Here is a 19,747-nt window from a genome sequence, read left to right on the forward strand (position 1 = left end):
AGGGGATGACCTCTTTTGCGGCTTTTTCTTTTCGTGGATGCTTAAAAATAAAATCTGATTCTCTCTTGGTATTCAGTCGTATACATAAAGATGCTAGTTAAATTGGTATACCACTATGAATAAAATTCACCCCAAGAAGCTATTGCACAGCAAATGGACGGCGACGTCACCTAAAAATAAAGAGAAGCACTTTGTCGTAACTGAAATGGAACTGGATGAAGACGGCAATGTTGTGAAATGTGTCATTGAGGCGGTTATGAGTAAACGTGAGCAAGAGATGAACTGGCAAGAGCTGAAAGACCCAGAGCTATGGCGGCAGGGCTGGAAGTAATGCACTTTGTTGAATTTTTTCCTAGGTTTGAAATCGAAAGATGGTACTTAGCTGATAGGCAACGGTCTGTGTATCTGCTACGTTGAGTTTGTTCGCTATCAACTAAAAAGGAATGACTATGATCGATTTCGACAATTCATCAGTGTTTAAGCTTAAACCCATTGAGGTATCAAAAGTTAGGGAAGATTTTCACAAGTTTCTTATTGATGGCGAGTCGGTATTTGCGGGCTTTAAAACGGTTCGCGACCAAGTTGTGTTTACCAACAAGCGAGTGATTGCGGCGAATGTGCAAGGGATTACGGGCTCAAAAGTGGATTACACGTCGCTGCCTTATAGCAAGATCAATGCATTTTCTATCGAGACGTCTGGTACTTTTGACTTAGATTGTGAAATTGAGTTCTTCATGAGTGAGGTGGGAAGAGTACGTTTTGAAATTAAAGGTTCGTTTGATCTGATTTCTTTCAACCGTATGGTTAGCGAGTATGTACTAGCGTAAGGGAATAGAAATGAGAGCTTCATTGAGAGACAAAATAATAGAGGTCTGTGACAAAAAGATCGAAAGCAAAGGTGAGCAGGTTGGGCTCTCATTTTATGCGTTTTTCGCCAACAAAAATGATGATCCTGAACAGTTGATGGAGGCAGCTACGTGGTGGATTCAGACCCATCGGCTCGACCACTTCGAAAAAGCATTAAAAATCAAATCAATGGTGGAGTCTGGTATCTAAATTAAAAAAAAGAAATAAAGAAAGCAGACAAATGCCAACAACGTCGCGGATAAAACAGGGTAGATAATATAAGAGTCCTGTTTATTGGTTCTTTGAAAGCACAGAGAAACGAGTAAGACGTTGTAGACGACGAGCAGCATACTAATCATGGTCCCACTGTTAAGCGTTAAACTGGACAGCTGAGTTAAGAAAAACGCCAATAAAAGGTAGTCGAAGATAATTAACCATAAAAAGGCTTTCTTCAACAGATCGCGTTTTTTGTTTTCGGAAGGTGTTATGTGCATATAGAACTCAACTAAAAAGTCACAGTAACAGAGGTTTCAGTTAGAAAGGTCACCATCAGGCGAGGTGACCTTTTGAGGTTATAATTCTTGAATATTTACTTCGTTGGTGGCCGTATCACCCGAGTAATTGATGACTTCTTGTCGAATGACTGGTTGGTTAAATTCGGCTTTATCTTTCGCTTTTTGCAGTTCACTTTCTTGGTGGTTACCAAAAAGAGTTTCGAGTACTTTGGCTGCTGGCGTCGTTAAAACGAACAGCTCGATACGGCGGTTTTCGCTTGAATCTGGTTCATCAGGGTTAAGCAGTGCTCTATCCGACATGCCTGTGACTTGCATGACGCGATCATCCGGCATGCCACCTTCAACCAGCGTATTTCTTGCGACATCAGCTCGAGATGCAGATAACGCCCAGTTTGATTGACGACCAAAGCGTTTTTTAAATGGAATCGCATCCGTATGTCCGCTGATGATCAGTGGGTTGTTCACACGCTGAAATACAGGCGCAAGTGCAAGTAATAAGTCTTCGAAGAAAGGGGTCAGCTCTGCGCCACCACGACTGAACATATGCTGTTTGTAATCATCTTGAAGGACGATACGTAAGCCTTGTGGGGTCACGGTGACGTTGACATTTCCTTGTGCGTTAATCTGAGCGGTCATTCGTTCAATGACTTTCGCCAGCGCTGCAAGTTGCTCCTGAGTATCGAAGTTACCAGGAATCAACGAGTCGATTTCTGGCCCATCGCCGTCACCTCGAAAGTATGAGCTTACCACGTGGTTGGAATTGTGTTTACTTGGCACAGAAGAGTCCTGTGCCAAGTCAATAGGAGAGATACTTTGTGAAGTATCAAATGGATTACCGTAACTCTTGTCGAATACGCTTGAGCTATGTAAGTGGGCAACAATTGCTTTACGCTCTTCTTTGTCTACCACCTGCATAACCCAAAGCACAAGAAACAGCGCCATTAGGGCGATCATGAAGTCAGCAAACGCGACTTTCCACGCGCCGCCATGAGGTTCATCATGGCTGTGTGCTTTGGCACGTTTGAACACTACATGCTCTTGTTTTTGCATTATCCCTCCTGTTCAGCTAACCACTTCTCCATTTGGTTGAATGTTGGTTTGATGTCTAGCTGAATATGTTTACGACCAGCGTCAATGGCGAGCAATGTCGGCTTCTTCGCTACGTAGGCAACCAAGGTTGCGCGTACGCATTCAAAAGCAGTCATATTACGTTTTACTCGCTGAGCCATGGCGTTACTTAGTGGGTCTAAACCACAGTAACAACCGAAAATACCAATGAATGTACCTACGAGAGCTGCTGCAACGTGATAACCAATCATAGCGATTGAGCCATCAATGGCCTGCATGGTGATAATGATGCCACCAACTGCTGCAAGAATACCGAAGCCAGGTAGTGCTTCTGCTGTACGCTGTAGTGAGCGTGAAGGCAAAAGCATTTCGTTTTGGATAGCTTCAATTTCTTGCTCTAGCAGTCCCTCTAATTCATGAGGCGACATTTGTCCCATTGCCATTAAACGTAAATTATCAGTAATGAAAGAAATTAGGCGATGATCCTCAGCAATCGTCGGGTAAGCGAGAAACATAGAGCTCTGTTCTGGCGACTCAATGTGAGAGTCGAGAAACTTATAACCACGGTTGCGCGCTGTCTCAAGCAAGTTATTGAGTAGCGCCATTAACTCCATGTAGTACTCATGCTCTTCTGTCGGGCCTTTAATGGTCGCAGGCACTTGGCGACGCATTTCTTTCAGTACGTGAGGTGGGTTACCGATGATCAAAGAACCAGCAGCAGCGCCAATGATGATAAGGAATTCGGCTGGTTGCCAGATAGCGCCTAAGTTACCGCCGGCCCACATGTATCCACCGAAGACGCACACCAGGATAGTGAGGACTCCAAAAAACTTTTGCATCTTGTGACTCCTAAGAGGACATTAATTGGTTGAGTTGTTTCAGCGCTTGTTTGTGAAGCTGACATATACGAGGTGGTGTCAGATCCAATACCAGAGCTATTTCGTGTAAGTTGAGTTCATGTTGATAGAACAGAGTAAGCAGCAATTGATCACGCTTCGGCAATTTGCCTAAAGCGCTATCTAAACTACGACGAATATGCTCATGTTCCATGCCATCATATTGCCCGCCAATATAGCTATCACCACTGCTTTCCATCAGTTGGTCAAGGCTTTGCATCTCTCCCGCAAGGGCGGCATTTTGGCGGTTGTAATAGTCCTGCTCATTCGTCCCCAAGGCTTGGATGATTTCTGCATCCGTAGGCATCCGACCTAAAGAGCGTGTGAGATCTCGAGTCACGTCGTTGAGTTCGTGAGCCTGTTGGCGAGTTTTACGTGAGCGCCAATCTAACCGGCGTAATTCGTCTAAAATTGCACCTCGAACGCGACACACGGCAAAGGCAGGGAAATGAGGATCGTCAACATCGCCGTATCGGCGTCCAGCTTCAACTAGAGCGATAAGGCCAATTTGCTGCATATCTTCAATACTACAGTGAGAAGTGGCATGAACACGTAGCTGGTTAACGACGCGTTTCACCATAACTTGATGACGTTGCAGCAGTGCATTTTCGTCAATTGGGCGTGATGGCGTCGTCACTTCCTCTTCTGTGGTATAGGTGTCTTGTATATTCATGTCTAACATGGTTGTGCTCCGTTATTGCACAACATATTTAGTCAACAAAACATCGTCGATTTCGCGAACGATGTCTGTCTTAGCAAAAGCCAGTAAAAGCGTTTGTTTTACTTCGTTTTGCAGAATATCAATGGCACCCGCTTGCTGTAACTCATCAAATGTTTTCTCGCTAAACAATTTTAATAATGAGTTTTGTACCATTGGCATGTATTCATCAATGTCTTTGATACGCTCAGGACGGCGTGTTTCAATTGCTAGTTCTAGCATGACAAAGTGAGTTTGCTTTTTACCTTTTACGGTTAAAACGACTTTGTCTAAAGGATGGAAGCTAGGACCTTTGCTTGTCGGTTCTTCTGTGACTAAAAATGACAATGGAGAATCATCGATCAAGGAACCAGAGTCAGGTGACTCTTGAGCGTGTTTGTTTAAGTACCAGATTCCACCCATAATCGTGGCGGCCGAAACGAGGGCGCTGGTGATGATCATGGCGATAAACAGGGCGATCATTTGTTGTTTGGTCATAACCTTTTTCCTCGAGGATTAACTAGGCTTGAGTGTTCAGCCAGTGTTCTGAATAGTTTGTTGTTGTAGTTTGGAATGCACCAGATTCTCGTGCTGCGAAAATAGTGGCGTCTTCTTCATTTGTATGTTGGTCATTGCGACTCTGACTTTGATCAGAGCCCACGTTGACATCGACATGGACGAAGTTCTGCTCTTGCAGTTCTGTGCGTAGACGCTCAGACACTTGCATTAAAGCTTCTCGTGTTGCGGCTGCATTGGCATTGATGTGCACGCTTAGTCGGTCGCCTTCAACGCGTACAAGTAAATCCAGCTTACCTAAATCCGGTGGGTCGAGGCGGATTTTGGCTTCTTGTACATTTTGTTGCGCTTGAAGAGTCACACGGTCATGCAGAACTTGCATCATTTGCTCTCCCCATTTCCCAGCACTGGTGTCAACGCGCACAGCTGCCCATTCAGAGCCTTGAGTTTGAATATGACTCGTGGCAACGGCGGTGTTCGGGGCTTGTGGCGTTGGTGTTTGTCCTTGGAGTGGTGAGGCCGTTGGTTGCCCTTGAGCTGGTTGACTCAATAGGGTCTGAAAGTCGGCACTGGAGATTGATAGACGCGAGTTCGATGACATCGGTTGGCTTTGTTGCACCTCTTGTTGCTTTGGAGAGGTGTTTAGCAAGGCGTTATTTGAGTCTTGTGTTGCAGACTTAACGTCGTTAGCTACCGCTAAAGGCGGAGTTTTTCCGAACTGACCCGGCTGCTTTTCGGCCATAGTGAGCATACTCTGGGTTAGAGCCTGAGCTTGCATAGCAAGATCAGGTGATTCTGTTGAACCCAGTGTACTTGTCAGGTGAGCATCTGCTTCAGAAGCCGAGTGTTCGTCAGTATCCGAACCACGATCATACGCCTTTTCTTCGCTGTCCAAAGCTGGAGCGGTAAGATGAAAACTCGGCACGGTTGCAGCTGAGGCGAAACCTTGGCCGTCATACTGGCTATGTTCAGACATAGGGTTATGAGAAAAACCGTGTACAGCTCTTGCTTGTTTTATGTTGCCTTCATGGCCAGGTGATGAATTGCCGGGTATTTGAGTTGAAGGAGATACGATCATTGAGTTAGCTCCATGGTCATCGCTAATTGATAGGCCATAGCGCGCTCTTGATGGTCATTGACCATATTCATCTCTTTTTCTAACTCGTTCTTCGACTTTTCTAATCTAGCGAATGCATCTGCATGAACGGTTTTGGCACGTTGAATTTCAGGTGCAAGCTTAGGATCCTTCAAAAAAGGTTTGTGACTGATCAATAGCTCTCGCAACTGCAAGTCATAGCGCTTAAGCGCATGCCAATCTGCTGTTTTTGTAGCGAATTGGATGAGCTGAGATAAATGACGAAATCGCTCTGGCGACACTTTATGCTTGTTGTCCAAAATTCATCCAACCTTCACGAATGTTACCCATTACACGCTCGACATTAACCAAGCGATTCGCATCGTTCTGCACGCTGGCGTAATAAAGCTCAACTTGGCAGAAGTCATACAGCTGGCGTAAGTTTTCAGCAATTTCGCCACCATTCTCATCATCTAGAGCGCTTGTGAGCCCAATCAAGATGTTCATGCATTTGTTGATTCCGTTACCTTTCTCAGCCAAGCGATTCGCAGCCAAATGGCCACGAATACGTTCAACTTCATCAAGTAAGCCATCGATCAACATAATGACTAATTGGTGTGGGTTTGCTGCTGCCGCTTGCGCGTCGAGATCGACTTGTTGGTACGAGTCATAGCCAGAGTCCATAAGCATGAGATATTCTCCTAAAGCCTTAGCCAAACATTGACATGGTTTGGTTCATTTGGGTCATTAATGTATTCATTTGAGTGAACTGTTTTAGGTAACGCTTGTACGACATGTCGTATTTACGCTCTAAAGTAGTTTGTTTATCTGAGATGCGATCAATGTTTGCTTGTAGCGATTCTTTACGAGATTTGAACGCTCCAGAAGAGAATTTGAGGAATGGTTCGACCATAGCATCAATAGAGTCGAGTAAAGCGCCGTCGCCATTGAACATCGCTTCCAAGCCCGCACCGTTGTTTTTTTGTGCCTCGGCAAACTTTTCTTGGTCCACTTTCATTTTGCCATTGCGGTCCAATGTCACACCGATTTCGCTCAAGCGCATGCCGCCGTGCTCACCTCGAACCAGGCTGGTTAACTGGCTTTCAATCGAACGCATAGTTGGATCGCTTGCCAAAGCGCCTCGCTTTTTATCTTCGCCGCCGATTTGCGTGTGCTCATCAATCGCAGATATCAATGTGTTGTAGGCTTCTACGAACTTATTGAGCTGCTCTTTTGTTGCTTCGTCGTCAGCTCCGATACCTAAACCAATAGCGGTTTCTCCTGAGGTTTGAGCCTTGGTAACGGTAATATCTACGCCATCGATAACACCTTCAAACGTATTGCTTGAGTTTGTTAGTTTTAGCCCTGTTCCTTCTGCTCCTAACCAAATCACAGCATCCTGTGGAGCACTTATCTGATTGAGGTTTGTGAATGCATCTTCAAACCAGGCTTGGCCAGTACCAGACGCCGATACGTTGATTTGGTTAGCAACACCAGTTTCAGTGCTTGAAAGCATAAAGTGAGTCTGGCCGTTTGAGCGCACTAAGGTTGCATTTACACCTGGGTTATCGCTGTCGTTATTAATTGCAGTCGCTAAGTCACTTATTGTTGCTGTACCATCACCGTCGGTATCGACTGTTGATAGATCAAGTGTCATCGTTTCACCGTTGATGGTGAATTCGAGAGTTCCTGAAGTCGGAACCTCTGTAGTGGCGTCAAGGTCTGCAGGCATGCCTGTAGAGACTTGATGTGATGTTGCAACTTGTTCAACGAAAATCTGGTAGCTACCGGATAGCGCTTTTGCGTCAGCATTAGCTGTAAAGTAACCTTCTTGAGAAATGCTTGTTGAGTTTTTAATGATGCTGCTAGTACTGCTGTTCATCTCTTTGAGAGCAGTTCGGAACTCACGCATTGCACTTTCAACTTTGCCCAAGGCAGATAACTGAGATTGGTATTTATCGGCTTGTAGCTGATAGCGCTGTTTAAATGGTTGAACGTCGTACGTAGCCAACTTAGTTGCCATGGATATTGGATCTAATGAACTCACGAGCTTATTCCCTCTCTCATCGGTAATTGGCGTAACTCTATGCCTGGAATATATGTCTTATCGCAAGATACGTGCCCAATTGAAATGAGCTTTTAAAACATAAGCTTACGATGTTATCTGGATTTGAGAGGAAGTAGATTTTCCACCTAGTGTGTTCCGCCTTCCTCTAGAAAACATCTAGTGTTTCCTTATAAGACAAGGCGACTAAAAAACTAAATTATTTAATCCACTTTAGGGGGGAGGGGATTTAAGTAAACTATCAATAGTGCGGTATTTTAGGTTCTTCCTGCTATTTTATTGGGACTATTCCTACATAGTGGGATGTCGCTTTTTGGTATCTTTAACTTGGTATGTATTTGGTGTTTGAAGATATTTTTCCAACGTTAGTTTAACACTTAGATAAGAACGGCAGAAATGAATGAATTTGTTTTGCGACTGATGAAATGTGCTCGATCTTACGAAACGTTTATTAGTGCTAAGTTACTGAGCAAACAAAATATTAATTCAGATGAACTAGCAAGTATCCTACAAGAAGCGATATCCAAGTTCCCTGAGTTGAAAACATATCAGCAAGGACAGGGAAGCGAGACAGTTGAGTTGGAGCTATTTAATAAAGTGCTTCATAATATAATGCGGAAAATAGGTTTTAGAGTACCGGAAGAGCAACGTGGGAATAAAAGCTATATTTATATTCGCAGGTGATAAAAAAGCCTCCCATAGGGAGGCTTTTTATTTTGGTATATTTTATTTCTAGTTCGTTATTAACGAAGTAGAGACATTGCCATACCAGGTAGCTGGTTAGTTTGAGACAGAACTGTCGTACCAGCTTGCATTAGCATTTGGTTCTTAGTCATGTTTGAAGATTCTACAGCGAAATCTGCGTCCATGATACGGCCTTTAGCAGCAGAAGTATTCTCAACCATGTTACCCAGGTTAGTCATAGTGTGCTCAAGACGGTTGATGTTCGCACCAAATTGAGCACGAGTAGCACCGATATCTTCCACTAGACCAGCTGCGCCACTGATTTTATCAAGAGCTGCTTTCGCTTTAGTTGTATCACCGATACCGTCTGTGATTGCTGCGTCAGCAAGAGTCGCTGCAACTTTCTGGATGCTTGCAGATGCGTCAACATCTAGAGTTTCAGCAGAAGAAGCACCGATTTGGAAGGTAACTGCACCAGCTTCAAAACCACCACCAGTTGCTAGTAGTTTTTGGCCACCAAAAGAGGTGTTGTCCACGATGTTCTTTAGTTCAGCTGTAAGCTGTTTAAATTCTGCGTCCATTGCCGCGCGGTCTTTATCGCTGTTTGAACCGTTCAAAGACTGTGTTGCTAGGTCGTTCATACGGTATGTGATGTTAGTCATCTCATCCATTGCGCCTTCAGCTGTTTGCATCATAGAGATGCCGTCTTGAGCGTTACGCATTGCTACTGACATACCACGCGTTTGTGCTTCTAGACGGTTAGCAATTTGAAGACCAGCAGCGTCATCTGCAGCTGAGTTTACACGGTAGCCTGTGCTTAGACGTTCCATTGCGGTGTTTAGAAGACCGCTTGTGTTGTTCAGAGTGTTTTGAGTTACAAGCGATGCGTAGTTAGTGTGCATTGATAAAGCCATCTTAGTCTCCTTAGTTAGTCACTATATCTTTCAGGCCTCGGGATATTCCCTAGTCACTAACTAGAGGCGGTCGGTCAGCTTTAATGATTAATTTGAAAATTAAAAAATTCCTAAAAAAGATCAAAATTGATGATTTTTAGTGACTTGTATTCCATGAAAATACAGATATAACATCAAATAACCTGAATAAGCCTGACTTAATCAGGGAAGCAGTCATCTATCAATATTGTCGTTCTTCGTTATAAATAAAAAAACAGCGCGAATAATTCGCGCTGTTTTATAAAGATTAATAGTTAGGATTCTGTCATTCCTCACCAAAAGATTGAAAAGAGAGGGAGGTCGGGATGTCACTGAAATAACCAAAGTAATAATTAGCCCCTAACAAGCGGTAGCGGTTTAGCTCTGTTTGGCTCGCTACCCGCCCGGCTACCCAAGGGTATTTGTGCTTTCTTAAGAACTTAGCAATCGGTAGGAAAGCATGTCTTTCTTCTTTATCCTCTAATGTGACCGATAGTTTGATCATATCGGGGCTAAAGTCAGCGACTCGTTCGAAGTTCACTTGTGATGTCGCGACTTCAAACCAAAGTGAGTAGGCGTTTTCTTTTAACTTCTCTATCAGCGCTGAGACTTTATCATAGGCGCATAGCGTTTTGTCTGCTTGAAGAGAAGGAATCACATGTTGAAAAGCGGAAGAGTGAAACTGAATCATCTGTTCGAGAAAGTATATACCTGGTTCCCAGAGTAATGCGTCAATTCTTATCGGCACGACGACGTTACTGATTAAGTCGGGGTGAAAGGCTTCTAACTGAAACTGTGTTTGTCGCAATGCGAGATAAAGACTGAACAAATCTAGGCAGTACTGCATTTGTTCAGAGAGTTCGAATTGATAGACGCTTTGTTCTCCACGCGTGCCAAATCTCAACGTCAGGTGTTGGAATTCTACCTCTCCTGATTGAGTCTCGCGAATGGCTTGGCACGCGTGTTGAATGTCATTGTGCTTTAAAGCATCAAATACTAATTGATCGTCATCCGTGACGATATGTTGTACTGCGAGACCAACCAAATGTTCGTACATCGCATGTGTTGAAATAAGATTAACCAAGGTTTCCTACCACATTGATTTGTTTGTTTTCTGGAATTTCGTTGTAAGACAATACTGCCAGTCCTTGCGTAAATGTGCGTGCGTAACGAGCCAAAAGTGGACGTAACTGAGGCATAACGAGAAGAATCGGAGGTAATCCCTGTTGTTTGAGCTGTTGTCTTATCAGTGGCAAGTTTTGTTGGAACTGACCAAGAATATTCGGCTCAATTGGGAAGCTGTCTAACATTACTGTACCAGAAGATTGTGCTTGTTGTAGCGAAGTCAGTAGCATTTGTTCTAGTTCATCAGAGAGAGCATAGACATTTAATTCGTTTTTCTGTCCCGCAATCAGGTTTACGAGCGTGCGTTTTAGTGCGCAACGCACATCAGATGCCAGTAAAATCGGGTCTTTAGTGTTTTCCGCGGATTCCAACATTGTGTTAGCAATCGTACGAATATCTTTTAGTGGCACTTGGTCTAGTAACAACTGGCGATATACTTTGAGTTGCTGCGCAGGGTTAAGTGCTGCGGCTAGGGCTTCGGCTAACTTCGGTGCTTGCTGTGTCAAACGTTGCGTCATGGCTTCAACATCGTCGTGCGTAAACAACTCAGCAAGGTTTGTTTTCATTATCTTGCTAATATGAGTCGCGATGACCGTGCCATCATCGACCACTTGATAACCCATGTTCAGCGCTTTCGCTTTGTCTTGATGTTCAATCCACACTGCTGGTAATTGGTAAGCAGGATCACTGCCCAAAATACCATCTACTTCACCGTACGTTTCGCCGACTGCAATCGCCATCAAACGTTCTGGCTCGATAAAGCCTTGTTCGATCACTTCGCCATTGAGAGAAATTGTATACTGATTCGGCTTAAGGCTTAGGTTGTCTCGAATGCGCACCTCTGGTAATAAAAAGCCGACTTGTTCAGATAGGTTACGGCGCACACCGCGAATACGCTGTGATAAAGGTGCACCTTGTTCTTTGTTGACTAGGTGGACGAGACGGTAACCCAGGGAAAGCGACAACGTTTGAACATGAGGAATGTCTTCCCACGTAAGTGGTGTATCGTCCTCTTGCATGGCTTGTGAAAGTGCTTCGACCTCCTCGATTTGGGAGTCTTGCACGGGCTTTTTCGTTTGACGCCAACCCGCGAAAGCTAAAGCACCCGCGAAAGCAAAAAAGGCCAAATGTGGCATGCCTGGTACCATGCCTATCACAGCCATGATGCCTGCGACGGTAAACAGTGTCGCCGGGGTTGCCAGCAATTGTTTTTGCATGGTTTCCGACATGCCATTATCGCTATCATTAATTCGCGTAACGATAATCGCTGCAGCCGTTGCCAATAGAAGTGACGGAATTTGAGCTACTAAGCCATCACCGATTGTAAGTAGTGCGTATGTTTTAAAGGCGTCAGATGCTGCGAGTCCATGCTCAAAGACGCCGATGCTGATACCACCAATGATGTTGATAAACAGAATCAGCAAACCAGCGATAGCATCGCCTCGCACAAACTTTGAGGCACCGTCCATCGAGCCATGGAAATCGGCTTCGTTAGCGACTTCTTTACGACGCAATCGAGCGGTTTCCTGATCGATAAGACCGGCATTTAAGTCGGCGTCAATCGCCATCTGTTTGCCCGGTAAGGCATCCAAAGTAAAGCGCGCTGACACCTCAGAGATACGTTCGCCCCCTTTGGTAATTACGACGAAGTTGATGATCATCAAGATAACAAACACCACCATACCAACGACGTAGTTACCGCCAATAACGACTTCACCGAACGCTTGGATGACTTTACCTGCCGCATCCCCCCCATTATGTCCTTCTAGGAGTACGATTCGTGTGGAAGCGACGTTCAGTGTAAGACGTAATAATGTCGCGACTAACAAAATCGTTGGAAAAACTGAGAAGTCTAATGGTCGCTTTGCGGTAGTACTGACCAGCAATACTAGGATTGCCAAGACGATATTGAAGGTAAACAACGCATCCAATAGCAGGGGAGGCAAAGGTAAAATCACCATTGCCAAAATCATTAGCAAGACAATTGGAATGCCAATGTAGCCTTTGGTTGATGTTTGAAGTTGTTTTAACCGGTTAAGCATACTTTCGTGTCCTTGGATAAACGCGGGTTAATCAGTGCTGCAAATGTTTTGGAATCGAAAAATGAGGCAAAGGAGTTGGCTCTTTTCCTTCACCTTTACGGAAGGCTTTCAATTGCAAAACGTAAGTAAGAATATGTGCCACGGCAATGTACAGTTGGCTTGGGATTGCTTGTTCAATCGCCGTGGTGTGATAGATCGAACGAGTCAACGGTGGTGAGTTGATGATCTCCACCTTGTTTTCTCGGGCGATTCGTTGAATGTGCATGGCTGTTTCGTCTACGCCTTTTGCAACCACAAATGGAGCATCAGAAAGTGAAGGTTCGTACTTCAGAGCGACAGCGTAGTGAGTTGGGTTAGTGATGATTACGTCAGCCGTTGGTACCATCTTATCGATTTTACGGCGTGCAAACTGCTGTTGAATTTGACGGATTCGCTGCTTTACTTCTGGGCGGCCCTCGTTGTTCTTGAATTCCTCCTTCAGCTCTTGTTTGGTCATACGCAGCTCTTTTAGGTGCTCCCAACGTTGGTAGGGAATGTCTACAACACCAAATAACAACAACGCAAACCCCATCAACAATAAGCCTTCAAAGAGAATAGACATCACGAGGGAAAAGCCTTGGCTTAAAGGTAAGTTTTGCATACCTAGCAGAGGCTGTAAGTGGTTGTCTAAATAGCCATATAAGATGCCGAAAATAACGGCTACTTTGAATGTGGACTTTAAGAGCTCAACCACTGAGCGTGTCGAAAAAATGCGCTTTATCCCACTTAAAGGATTAATTTTGCTCAGCTTTGGCATCACGTTCGCCGGACGGAACATCCAACCGCCTAGTACAAGGCTGCTACCACAGGTCACGATAATAATGACGGTAAACAACGGTAATAACATGTCGATGATTACCGCTAAACTTTGTCCTAATTGCTCGACAAGCTGTTTAGGGTTTTCTAGGTCGGCTCGCGTCAGCATCATGTTGTAGCGAAAAATACCTGACATACTTTCCCAAATGCTATTGAGCTGAGAGTAAAAGTAGAGCGCTACCGCTAGAAATATCACCGCAGTAGTAAACTCTTTTGCTCGAGGAATTTGTCCTTCCTGACGTGCTTTTTTTACTTTCTGCGGCGAGGCTTTTTCAGTTTTGTCCTGAGACGATTGATCGCTCATGCGCCCCCCAACATAAAGTTACTCAAGTGTCTGATGGTGTCGTGCACAAGCGCGGTGTAGCGACCCGGCACACCAGATACTGAAATTAATACGCTGAACAGGCCAAGAAGCATCGTCATTGGAAAGCCTAACGCATACACGTTGAGTGAGGGGGCGGCGCGATTCATCACACCAAAACTGATGTTGGCTAAGAGCATTGAAACAATAGCAGGCAACGCTAGTGCTAAAGCAGAGGCAAACATCCAACCGAAAATATTTACAACGCCTTGCAGAGAAAGCGATGTGATGCCAGAACCGACCGGCCACACGACAAAACTTTGAATCACGATATCAATGACGAGCAAGTGTCCTTCTAGCGCGAGAAATAACAAGGTTGAAAATATAAGAAATATGCGGCCCAAAATGGCGACAGAAAGTCCGTTGATAGGATCATTCATCATTGCCATACCCAATCCCATTTGCAGAGAAACGACCTGACCAAGCATGGTGAAAACGTTAAAGAGCATGTGCAAAATTAGCCCAAACATCACGCCCCAAATCGCTTGCTCAAAAGCAAGGAATAGAGACGTCATGGAGAATAATTCGACTTGTGGCATTGGTGGCATCAATGGTGCGGTAATCACGACGATCGAAAGTGCCAGTAAGGTACGGATCCAAACGGGAATGATTGCATCACCAAAGAAGGGCATCGAAATAAATACGGCTCCCACACGAAAAAACGGCCACCAGAGTTGACCGAGTATCGCTGAGAGCTCTGCAAATGTGATGGCCATTAGCCAATCATCCCTGGTATGTTGTGGAATAAGAAATCAAACAGTTCCATGATTTTTCGGAGCATCCAATGACCCGCAAAAATCACCATCAATAGCGTAACGAGCAAACGTGGTAAAAAGCTGAGTGTTTGCTCGTTGATTTGTGTGGCGGCCTGGAAAACGGCGATACACAAACCGACAATTAGGCCAGGAACAACCAGTACCGCAACCATCAGAATGATCAGCCATACTGCATCGGAAAATAACGTTACGGTTAGTTCAGGGGTCATAGCATGCTCCTATTTAACCGAAACTGGCAGATAACGTGCCAACCGTCATTGCCCAGCCATCCACGAGTACAAACACCACCAGTTTAAAAGGGAGTGAAACAATCAAAGGTGATAGCATCATCATACCCATTGCCATGAGCACACTGGCGACAACTAAGTCGATAACCAAGAAGGGGATGAAGAGCATAAAGCCAATTTGAAAGGCGGTTTTTAGTTCACTGATGACAAACGCAGGCAAGACAACCGCAAACGAAATATCTTCAACCTTTTGGTCGAGCGGTTCATTGGCAATACGCAGCATTTGCTCAAGAGAGCTTTGATGAGTTTGTGCCAGCATGAACTCTCTCACTGGTTTCTCTGCTACAGAGAATGCTTGTATTAGCGTGATTTCACCATTGTCATACGGTTGAAATGCATTTTCATGAATATCGCTCCAAACAGGTCGCATGATCAGCAAGGTCAATGTCAAAGCAATCCCAACCAATACGCGGTTAGGAGGACTTTGTTGAAGACCAAGGGCTTGGCGCAAAATCGCGAGGACGACGATAATCCGAGTAAAGCTCGTTGCCATCAGAATGAATGCTGGAAGAAAACTGAGCGCCGTCATCAACAACAGAATTTGCAATTTAACGCTGTATTCTTGCTGTGTGTCGCCATCAGAAACGGACAAGATAGTTAAGCCGTTGTCTGCCGCCATGGTTGGGAAAGCAAACAAAAGTGACACCAGTACCAAAAGAGGTAACCAACGGTGCCAAGCGCTCAGATTTTTCATTGTGATGCCTACCTAAGATTATTGACCAACGCCACTCAATGCAGAGTCATGTACATCGATCAGACGAAGTCCGTACTTATCATTAACGACGACGACTTCAGCGTGACCCATTAGAGAGCCGTTTACCTTTACGTCTAAAGGCTCACCATTGAGCTTTTCAAGTTCGATAACCGTGCCTTCTCCGGCTTTCATTAAGTCCCCAAGTGGGATTTCTTTGCTTGCAACTTCCAGCGTGACAGTGACGGGAATACTTTTGAAAAAGCTAAGATCACGTTCCGCAGTTGCTGGTTCTTGTTGGAGCGTACTTTCAGCTTCAAAGTCTTCTAATTGAAAGTCGTCAAAGTTCAATTCTTCTGCGTCGAATGCATTCGTTTCTGGCGCTTCGCTCATCGCTGCGGTTCCTTATCAGGGTTAAAGATCAAAACAAGTTGGCCGTCTTGCTCAGCAATACGACCTGTAAATAAAGATTGGTTACCAATGCTGACTGGAACCGTATTAAGAAGCTCAATTGGTAAAATATCGTTAGGTTGTAAGCCAACAACGTCGCTCAACGGCATCTTCTTTTTACTTAAAACAACATTCAGTCGAACAGGCGTTGTCTCTAAAGAGCGACAGAATGGTTGGTGCAAATCCGTATCGGGCTGCAGTTCAAGCTGCTCGATCAGTGTTTGAATAAGGTGGCTATCTAGTTTGAGATGAATTGAGCCTTGGTGATCGTCAAACGCGATGTTTAATTGCACGTTAATTCCAATCCCTCGGGGCGCTTCGTACTCACCCATTTCCCACATCTCACCTGGTGCAAGCCAACCAATAATGATACGACTGATTCGCTCTTGTAAGCGGAGGTCACTTGCTGTCAGTGTTGTTGCTGAACGCTCAGTGCTGGCACCATAGAACCGATCCGCCAGTTTTATTAACGTGTGAGCATCTCCATGAACAAATACCATGCCGCCCTCTTGGTGTTGATAGGTTGACGTTTGGTCTTTATCCATTTTTATCGGTGTAAAGCGATGCAAGTCTACAGAGGTTAAGCTAGCTTCCACTTTACTCGTACTGAGCCAATTTTGTAATTCAATCGTAAGGCTGGAACAAGACTCTGAAATCAAGCCTTCAAGCTTTTCACGAATGATATGAATAGGTTTGCCTAATAATTCTACATCAAGTAGTTGAATATCAGAAATAGGCTCGCTAACTCTATTTTCCATTTATATTTTACCGTGCGTTAACAATCGAAACTGTTTTAACTTAATGGCGTGTAGTCTACACAGAAATTTTAATGATCTTTTAGTTTCAAACTCTAAGATTGTGACTTTAGTTCACATGTTGCCTTGAGCATATAGTCTTAATCTTTTAATAAAATTTAAAAAGGGTTAGTTTCCTTTATAAATTGCTTAATAAGAAAATATAAAAATATTAAGCGTTTTTAGTTGTTATTAACTTTTTAAAACCATCTTCATGGTGTAACGGCTAATTTAGATAATTAAAATATAAGACATTGTTTTTAAAGCTTAAATCTTGATTTTAAAGATTTGGCTATGCTCTTGTGAGTATTTTGTAACCAGTTTCAATATTCAGAATAGGTAATTAACATGATTAGCTATGCCAGTTATCACGGCTTAGTGGCATATTTAATTAAATTGATAAGGTCATGGAATTGTAAGATATACATGAGCCCTAACGGTTTAATAAATTGTAAAATATTTATTTTTGTCAGTTTGCTAGTGTCTAAGGTGACATATTCAGGTGAGGTTGTGACCATCCCCATGGACCTTTCAAAGTGGACATATAAAGGAAACAACTTTGAATGCAACTTATTGCACTCAAGAACGCCGTATGGGAAGTTTTATTTCCGTTCGGAACCTAACAATAAAACTTATTTTATTTCCGATATACATTATGAAAATAATAAATGGAAAACGATTGCTCTAATAAGTCAAAGTGCCCCATGGTCTAGTGAGCTTTATAGAAAAGAGTTTGCCACCCTTGATTTTACTAAGCCATCCCAACGATTTGTCTTCAGCAAAGGTGCTGATGAACTCATGGATTCAATTGCTACTGGTAATTGGGTGACGTTGTCACTAAAGGGAAGTAATGCTTCCTCTTTGTCGGAGGTTGTGATTCCGACTATTCAAATTCAAAACGCGCTCAAGTCATTTAATGCCTGTCGAGCGCGTTTGCCTAAGCTTTCGTTTTCAGAGGCACGAAATCTTGTTCTGTCTTTTGACTTTGGTCAGAAGGCGCTAAGTCGTAAGCAGCAAGAAACGCTCGCAGCGTTAAATAGCTATGTATCTGTTGATGATCGTGTGACCAAGATTTTAATTGATGGCCACACCGATAACGTTGGTTCTAGTTTGGCGAACCTTTCAGTATCACGTACTAGAGCAGAGCAAGTTGCCGAGGCCTTAGTTGAACTTGGTATTGATAAATCGATGCTCGAAACAAGAGCGCATGGTTCTCGTTACCCAATTGCCAGCAATAGTTCGACGAAGGGCCAAGCGAAAAATCGACGTGTAACGTTGCGCCTAGTTAGAGATAACGAGCGAACGGCAGTGAAACACCACCCTGATGTACAACAACAAAATCAACAAACGAAAGTTAAGGTTCAATGATGACGAAAACGAAAATTTTGTTGGTTGAGCCGAATGAAGCTCTTGCTCAACCAGTATTGGATGTGTTGAAAAATGCAGGTTACACCGCAAAACACACTCGTACTGGCCGAGGCGCATTACTTGAAGAGCGAGCAGAAATCACTCTTGTGAGCTCTACTTTACCGGACATGTGTGTCCGCGAGTTTGTTGCTTGCCACCAAAAGCAACGTAACTCTGGTGTTGTTATCGCTATTGTCGATCAAGAGCAGGGAATCTTGGCGGCTGAGACGATGAAATCGGGAGCAACCGATTATCTATTACGCCCATTTGAAGCGAATCAGCTGCTTAATTTACTGAAGCGCGTTGAAGCGTTAGGTAAGCCAATGGCCAACATTGTTGCGGAATCTTGGCGAAGCAAGCAGGTACTGCAATTGGCGCATCGTGCCGCTTGCACCAGCGCCAGTGTGTTAATTACAGGCGAATCGGGAACGGGTAAAGAAGTGCTGGCTCGATATGTGCATGAGCACTCTCCACGTATTGATGGTCCATTTGTGGCGGTTAACTGCGCCGCCATTCCAGAGTCGATGCTAGAAGCGGTTCTATTTGGTCATGTCAAAGGTGCCTTCACAGGAGCGACTAACTCTCAAAGCGGTAAGTTTGAAGAAGCGAATGGCGGGACGATTTTGCTAGATGAAATCGGTGAAATGTCCCCTGCAGTTCAAGCCAAGTTATTACGCGTTCTTCAAGAGCGTGAAGTGGAACGCGTAGGCAGCCACAAGGCGGTGAAGCTTGATATTCGTGTTATTGCGGCAACCAATAAAGACTTACGTGAAGAAGTTCAAAAAGGCGCATTCCGTGAAGACCTTTATTATCGATTGGATGTTTTGCCTCTGCACTGGCCGCCTTTGCGTGAAAGAAAAGAAGACATTTTACCGATCAGCCAATTCTTTATTGAAAAGTATCAAGATAGCAGTCGCTGTCATCTATCCCAAGATGCGATCAGTGCACTGAGTCAGTATCACTGGCCAGGCAATATTCGCGAGTTGGAAAATGTCATTCAGCGTGCATTGGTCATGCGTCATGGTGACTACATTACTGCCCATGATCTGATGCTACCTATTGAACTTGTTGCGCCAGTTCCATCCGCTGAGCCAGCTTCAAGCTTTGGTCATGTAGAAGCGAAGAAGCAGGCCGAATATCAATTTATTTTAGAAAAATTACGTCAGTTTGGTGGAAACCGAACGAAAACCGCAAACGCGCTTGGAGTCTCTACTCGAGCGCTACGCTACAAGCTCGCAGCCATGCGAGAACATGGTATTGATTTACAGTCGGCACTAGGCTCGGCTGCCTAATAGGAGAAAAAATAGATGGCAAGTCAACCTACTCATGCGGTCTCGGCAGAGCAACTTATGTTGTCAAAAATGCAGGCGATGCAGGCACAAGTGCAGCCGCCAGAGTTTATCGTGAGTGCAAATCCTTTAGATCAACAATCACTAAACGCACCATTATCGTTCTCACAAGCGATGACAAATGTGTTGGATACAGTGAATCAACATCAATCAGTGGCTAGTCAAAAAATGACGGCCGTAGAAACAGGAAAAAGTGATGACCTAGTTGGTGCGATGGTCGCTAGCCAAAAAGCCAGCTTATCATTTAATGCTTTGATGCAAGTGCGCAACAAAGTCGTGACCTCATTTGAAGATATTATGAAGATGCCGGTGTAAT

25 protein-coding genes are annotated in these 19,747 nt (G+C 44.2%); 7 read left to right on the top strand and 18 right to left on the bottom strand.

Features of this window, described 5'->3' with window-relative positions; translation table 11 throughout:
• Window positions 1–115 precede the first annotated feature (115 nt).
• The 3 genes from NL644_RS01420 (at window position 116) to NL644_RS01430 (ending at window position 1,056) form a co-directional block, all read left to right on the top strand.
• Entirely contained in the window at window positions 116–331 is a 216-nt protein-coding gene (locus NL644_RS01420) for a TIGR02450 family Trp-rich protein (RefSeq protein WP_046875742.1), read from the top strand.
• Between the two features lie 118 nt (window positions 332–449).
• Complete coding sequence (locus tag NL644_RS01425; protein ID WP_005396583.1) at window positions 450–827, top strand: PH domain-containing protein; 378 nt, start codon at window positions 450–452, stop codon at window positions 825–827.
• A gap of 10 nt (window positions 828–837) precedes the next feature.
• A complete protein-coding gene (locus NL644_RS01430; RefSeq protein ID WP_085342540.1) occupies window positions 838–1,056 on the top strand; it encodes a DUF6500 family protein in 219 nt (72 codons plus the stop codon).
• Here the strand turns inward: NL644_RS01430 and NL644_RS01435 are convergent.
• The 9 genes from NL644_RS01435 to fliD form a co-directional block, all read right to left on the bottom strand.
• Complete coding sequence (locus NL644_RS01435; RefSeq protein ID WP_046875744.1) at window positions 1,053–1,340, bottom strand: hypothetical protein; 288 nt, start codon at window positions 1,338–1,340, stop codon at window positions 1,053–1,055. The genes NL644_RS01430 and NL644_RS01435 overlap by 4 nt on opposite strands.
• Window positions 1,341–1,418: 78 nt before the next feature.
• Complete coding sequence (locus NL644_RS01440) at window positions 1,419–2,411, bottom strand: flagellar motor protein MotB (RefSeq protein WP_005396581.1); 993 nt, start codon at window positions 2,409–2,411, stop codon at window positions 1,419–1,421.
• Window positions 2,411–3,268: a flagellar motor stator protein MotA gene (gene motA / locus NL644_RS01445; RefSeq protein WP_005396580.1), complete on the bottom strand. Its 858-nt coding sequence runs from the start codon at window positions 3,266–3,268 to the stop codon at window positions 2,411–2,413. The genes NL644_RS01440 and motA overlap by 1 nt, the downstream gene beginning before the upstream one ends.
• A gap of 10 nt (window positions 3,269–3,278) precedes the next feature.
• Complete coding sequence (locus tag NL644_RS01450) at window positions 3,279–4,007, bottom strand: FliA/WhiG family RNA polymerase sigma factor (RefSeq protein ID WP_005396579.1); 729 nt, start codon at window positions 4,005–4,007, stop codon at window positions 3,279–3,281.
• A gap of 12 nt (window positions 4,008–4,019) precedes the next feature.
• Window positions 4,020–4,520, bottom strand: coding sequence for a flagellar basal body-associated protein FliL (gene fliL / locus NL644_RS01455; protein ID WP_253657897.1), 501 nt, complete (start codon window positions 4,518–4,520; stop codon window positions 4,020–4,022).
• A gap of 22 nt (window positions 4,521–4,542) precedes the next feature.
• Window positions 4,543–5,616 carry a flagellar hook-length control protein FliK gene (locus NL644_RS01460; RefSeq protein WP_253657898.1) on the bottom strand — a complete coding sequence of 358 codons (1,074 nt, stop codon included), beginning with the start codon at window positions 5,614–5,616 and terminating at the stop codon, window positions 4,543–4,545.
• Window positions 5,613–5,933: a hypothetical protein gene (locus NL644_RS01465; protein WP_005398525.1), complete on the bottom strand. Its 321-nt coding sequence runs from the start codon at window positions 5,931–5,933 to the stop codon at window positions 5,613–5,615. The genes NL644_RS01460 and NL644_RS01465 overlap by 4 nt, the downstream gene beginning before the upstream one ends.
• A complete protein-coding gene (gene fliS, locus NL644_RS01470) occupies window positions 5,917–6,303 on the bottom strand; it encodes a flagellar export chaperone FliS (protein ID WP_005375014.1) in 387 nt (128 codons plus the stop codon). Before fliS ends, NL644_RS01465 begins: the two co-directional genes overlap by 17 nt.
• 19 nt (window positions 6,304–6,322) lie before the next feature.
• Window positions 6,323–7,660: a flagellar filament capping protein FliD gene (gene fliD / locus NL644_RS01475; RefSeq protein WP_104970451.1), complete on the bottom strand. Its 1,338-nt coding sequence runs from the start codon at window positions 7,658–7,660 to the stop codon at window positions 6,323–6,325.
• A gap of 414 nt (window positions 7,661–8,074) precedes the next feature.
• On the opposite strand from fliD, the gene NL644_RS01480 reads away from it, so the two are divergent.
• On the top strand, window positions 8,075–8,362 hold the full coding sequence (locus NL644_RS01480) for a hypothetical protein (protein WP_053807552.1): 288 nt from the start codon (window positions 8,075–8,077) through the stop codon (window positions 8,360–8,362).
• A gap of 59 nt (window positions 8,363–8,421) precedes the next feature.
• Here the strand turns inward: NL644_RS01480 and lafA are convergent, their stop codons facing one another.
• The 9 genes from lafA to NL644_RS01525 all read right to left on the bottom strand — a co-directional run bounded on the left by lafA (window position 8,422) and on the right by NL644_RS01525 (window position 16,639).
• Window positions 8,422–9,276 carry a lateral flagellin LafA gene (gene lafA, locus NL644_RS01485; RefSeq protein WP_053807553.1) on the bottom strand — a complete coding sequence of 285 codons (855 nt, stop codon included), beginning with the start codon at window positions 9,274–9,276 and terminating at the stop codon, window positions 8,422–8,424.
• A gap of 304 nt (window positions 9,277–9,580) precedes the next feature.
• A complete protein-coding gene (locus tag NL644_RS01490; RefSeq protein ID WP_181869489.1) occupies window positions 9,581–10,351 on the bottom strand; it encodes an EAL domain-containing protein in 771 nt (256 codons plus the stop codon).
• A 19-nt stretch (window positions 10,352–10,370) separates the two neighbouring features.
• Window positions 10,371–12,461, bottom strand: coding sequence for a flagellar biosynthesis protein FlhA (gene flhA / locus NL644_RS01495; RefSeq protein ID WP_006741984.1), 2,091 nt, complete (start codon window positions 12,459–12,461; stop codon window positions 10,371–10,373).
• A 31-nt stretch (window positions 12,462–12,492) separates the two neighbouring features.
• Window positions 12,493–13,620 (bottom strand): flagellar biosynthesis protein FlhB, encoded by a 1,128-nt coding sequence (flhB, locus tag NL644_RS01500; RefSeq protein ID WP_006741983.1) that lies wholly within the window; start codon window positions 13,618–13,620, stop codon window positions 12,493–12,495.
• Window positions 13,617–14,393 (bottom strand): flagellar biosynthetic protein FliR, encoded by a 777-nt coding sequence (gene fliR / locus NL644_RS01505; protein WP_006741982.1) that lies wholly within the window; start codon window positions 14,391–14,393, stop codon window positions 13,617–13,619. The genes flhB and fliR overlap by 4 nt, the downstream gene beginning before the upstream one ends.
• Complete coding sequence (fliQ, locus tag NL644_RS01510) at window positions 14,393–14,662, bottom strand: flagellar biosynthesis protein FliQ (RefSeq protein ID WP_005375036.1); 270 nt, start codon at window positions 14,660–14,662, stop codon at window positions 14,393–14,395. The genes fliR and fliQ overlap by 1 nt, the downstream gene beginning before the upstream one ends.
• Before the next feature lie 13 nt (window positions 14,663–14,675).
• Entirely contained in the window at window positions 14,676–15,434 is a 759-nt protein-coding gene (fliP, locus tag NL644_RS01515) for a flagellar type III secretion system pore protein FliP (RefSeq protein WP_253657899.1), read from the bottom strand.
• Between the two features lie 18 nt (window positions 15,435–15,452).
• Entirely contained in the window at window positions 15,453–15,824 is a 372-nt protein-coding gene (fliN, locus tag NL644_RS01520) for a flagellar motor switch protein FliN (RefSeq protein ID WP_005398044.1), read from the bottom strand.
• Window positions 15,821–16,639: a FliM/FliN family flagellar motor switch protein gene (locus tag NL644_RS01525; RefSeq protein WP_114322776.1), complete on the bottom strand. Its 819-nt coding sequence runs from the start codon at window positions 16,637–16,639 to the stop codon at window positions 15,821–15,823. The genes fliN and NL644_RS01525 overlap by 4 nt, the downstream gene beginning before the upstream one ends.
• A gap of 384 nt (window positions 16,640–17,023) precedes the next feature.
• Between NL644_RS01525 and NL644_RS01530 the strand changes: the two genes are divergently transcribed.
• Genes NL644_RS01530 through fliE form a run of 3 tightly spaced genes read left to right on the top strand, consistent with a single transcriptional unit; the run spans window position 17,024 to window position 19,746 of the window.
• Window positions 17,024–18,043, top strand: a complete 1,020-nt coding sequence (locus tag NL644_RS01530; RefSeq protein WP_114322777.1) for an OmpA family protein — start codon at window positions 17,024–17,026, stop codon at window positions 18,041–18,043.
• Window positions 18,043–19,374, top strand: a complete 1,332-nt coding sequence (locus NL644_RS01535; protein WP_253657900.1) for a sigma-54-dependent Fis family transcriptional regulator — start codon at window positions 18,043–18,045, stop codon at window positions 19,372–19,374. Before NL644_RS01530 ends, NL644_RS01535 begins: the two co-directional genes overlap by 1 nt.
• Before the next feature lie 15 nt (window positions 19,375–19,389).
• Complete coding sequence (gene fliE / locus NL644_RS01540; RefSeq protein WP_005375045.1) at window positions 19,390–19,746, top strand: flagellar hook-basal body complex protein FliE; 357 nt, start codon at window positions 19,390–19,392, stop codon at window positions 19,744–19,746.
• Window position 19,747: the final 1 nt, after the last annotated feature.

It is taken from the genome of Vibrio sp. Y10_XG_PY6, from assembly GCF_024181795.1.
GTDB lineage: Bacteria > Pseudomonadota > Gammaproteobacteria > Enterobacterales > Vibrionaceae > Vibrio > Vibrio diabolicus.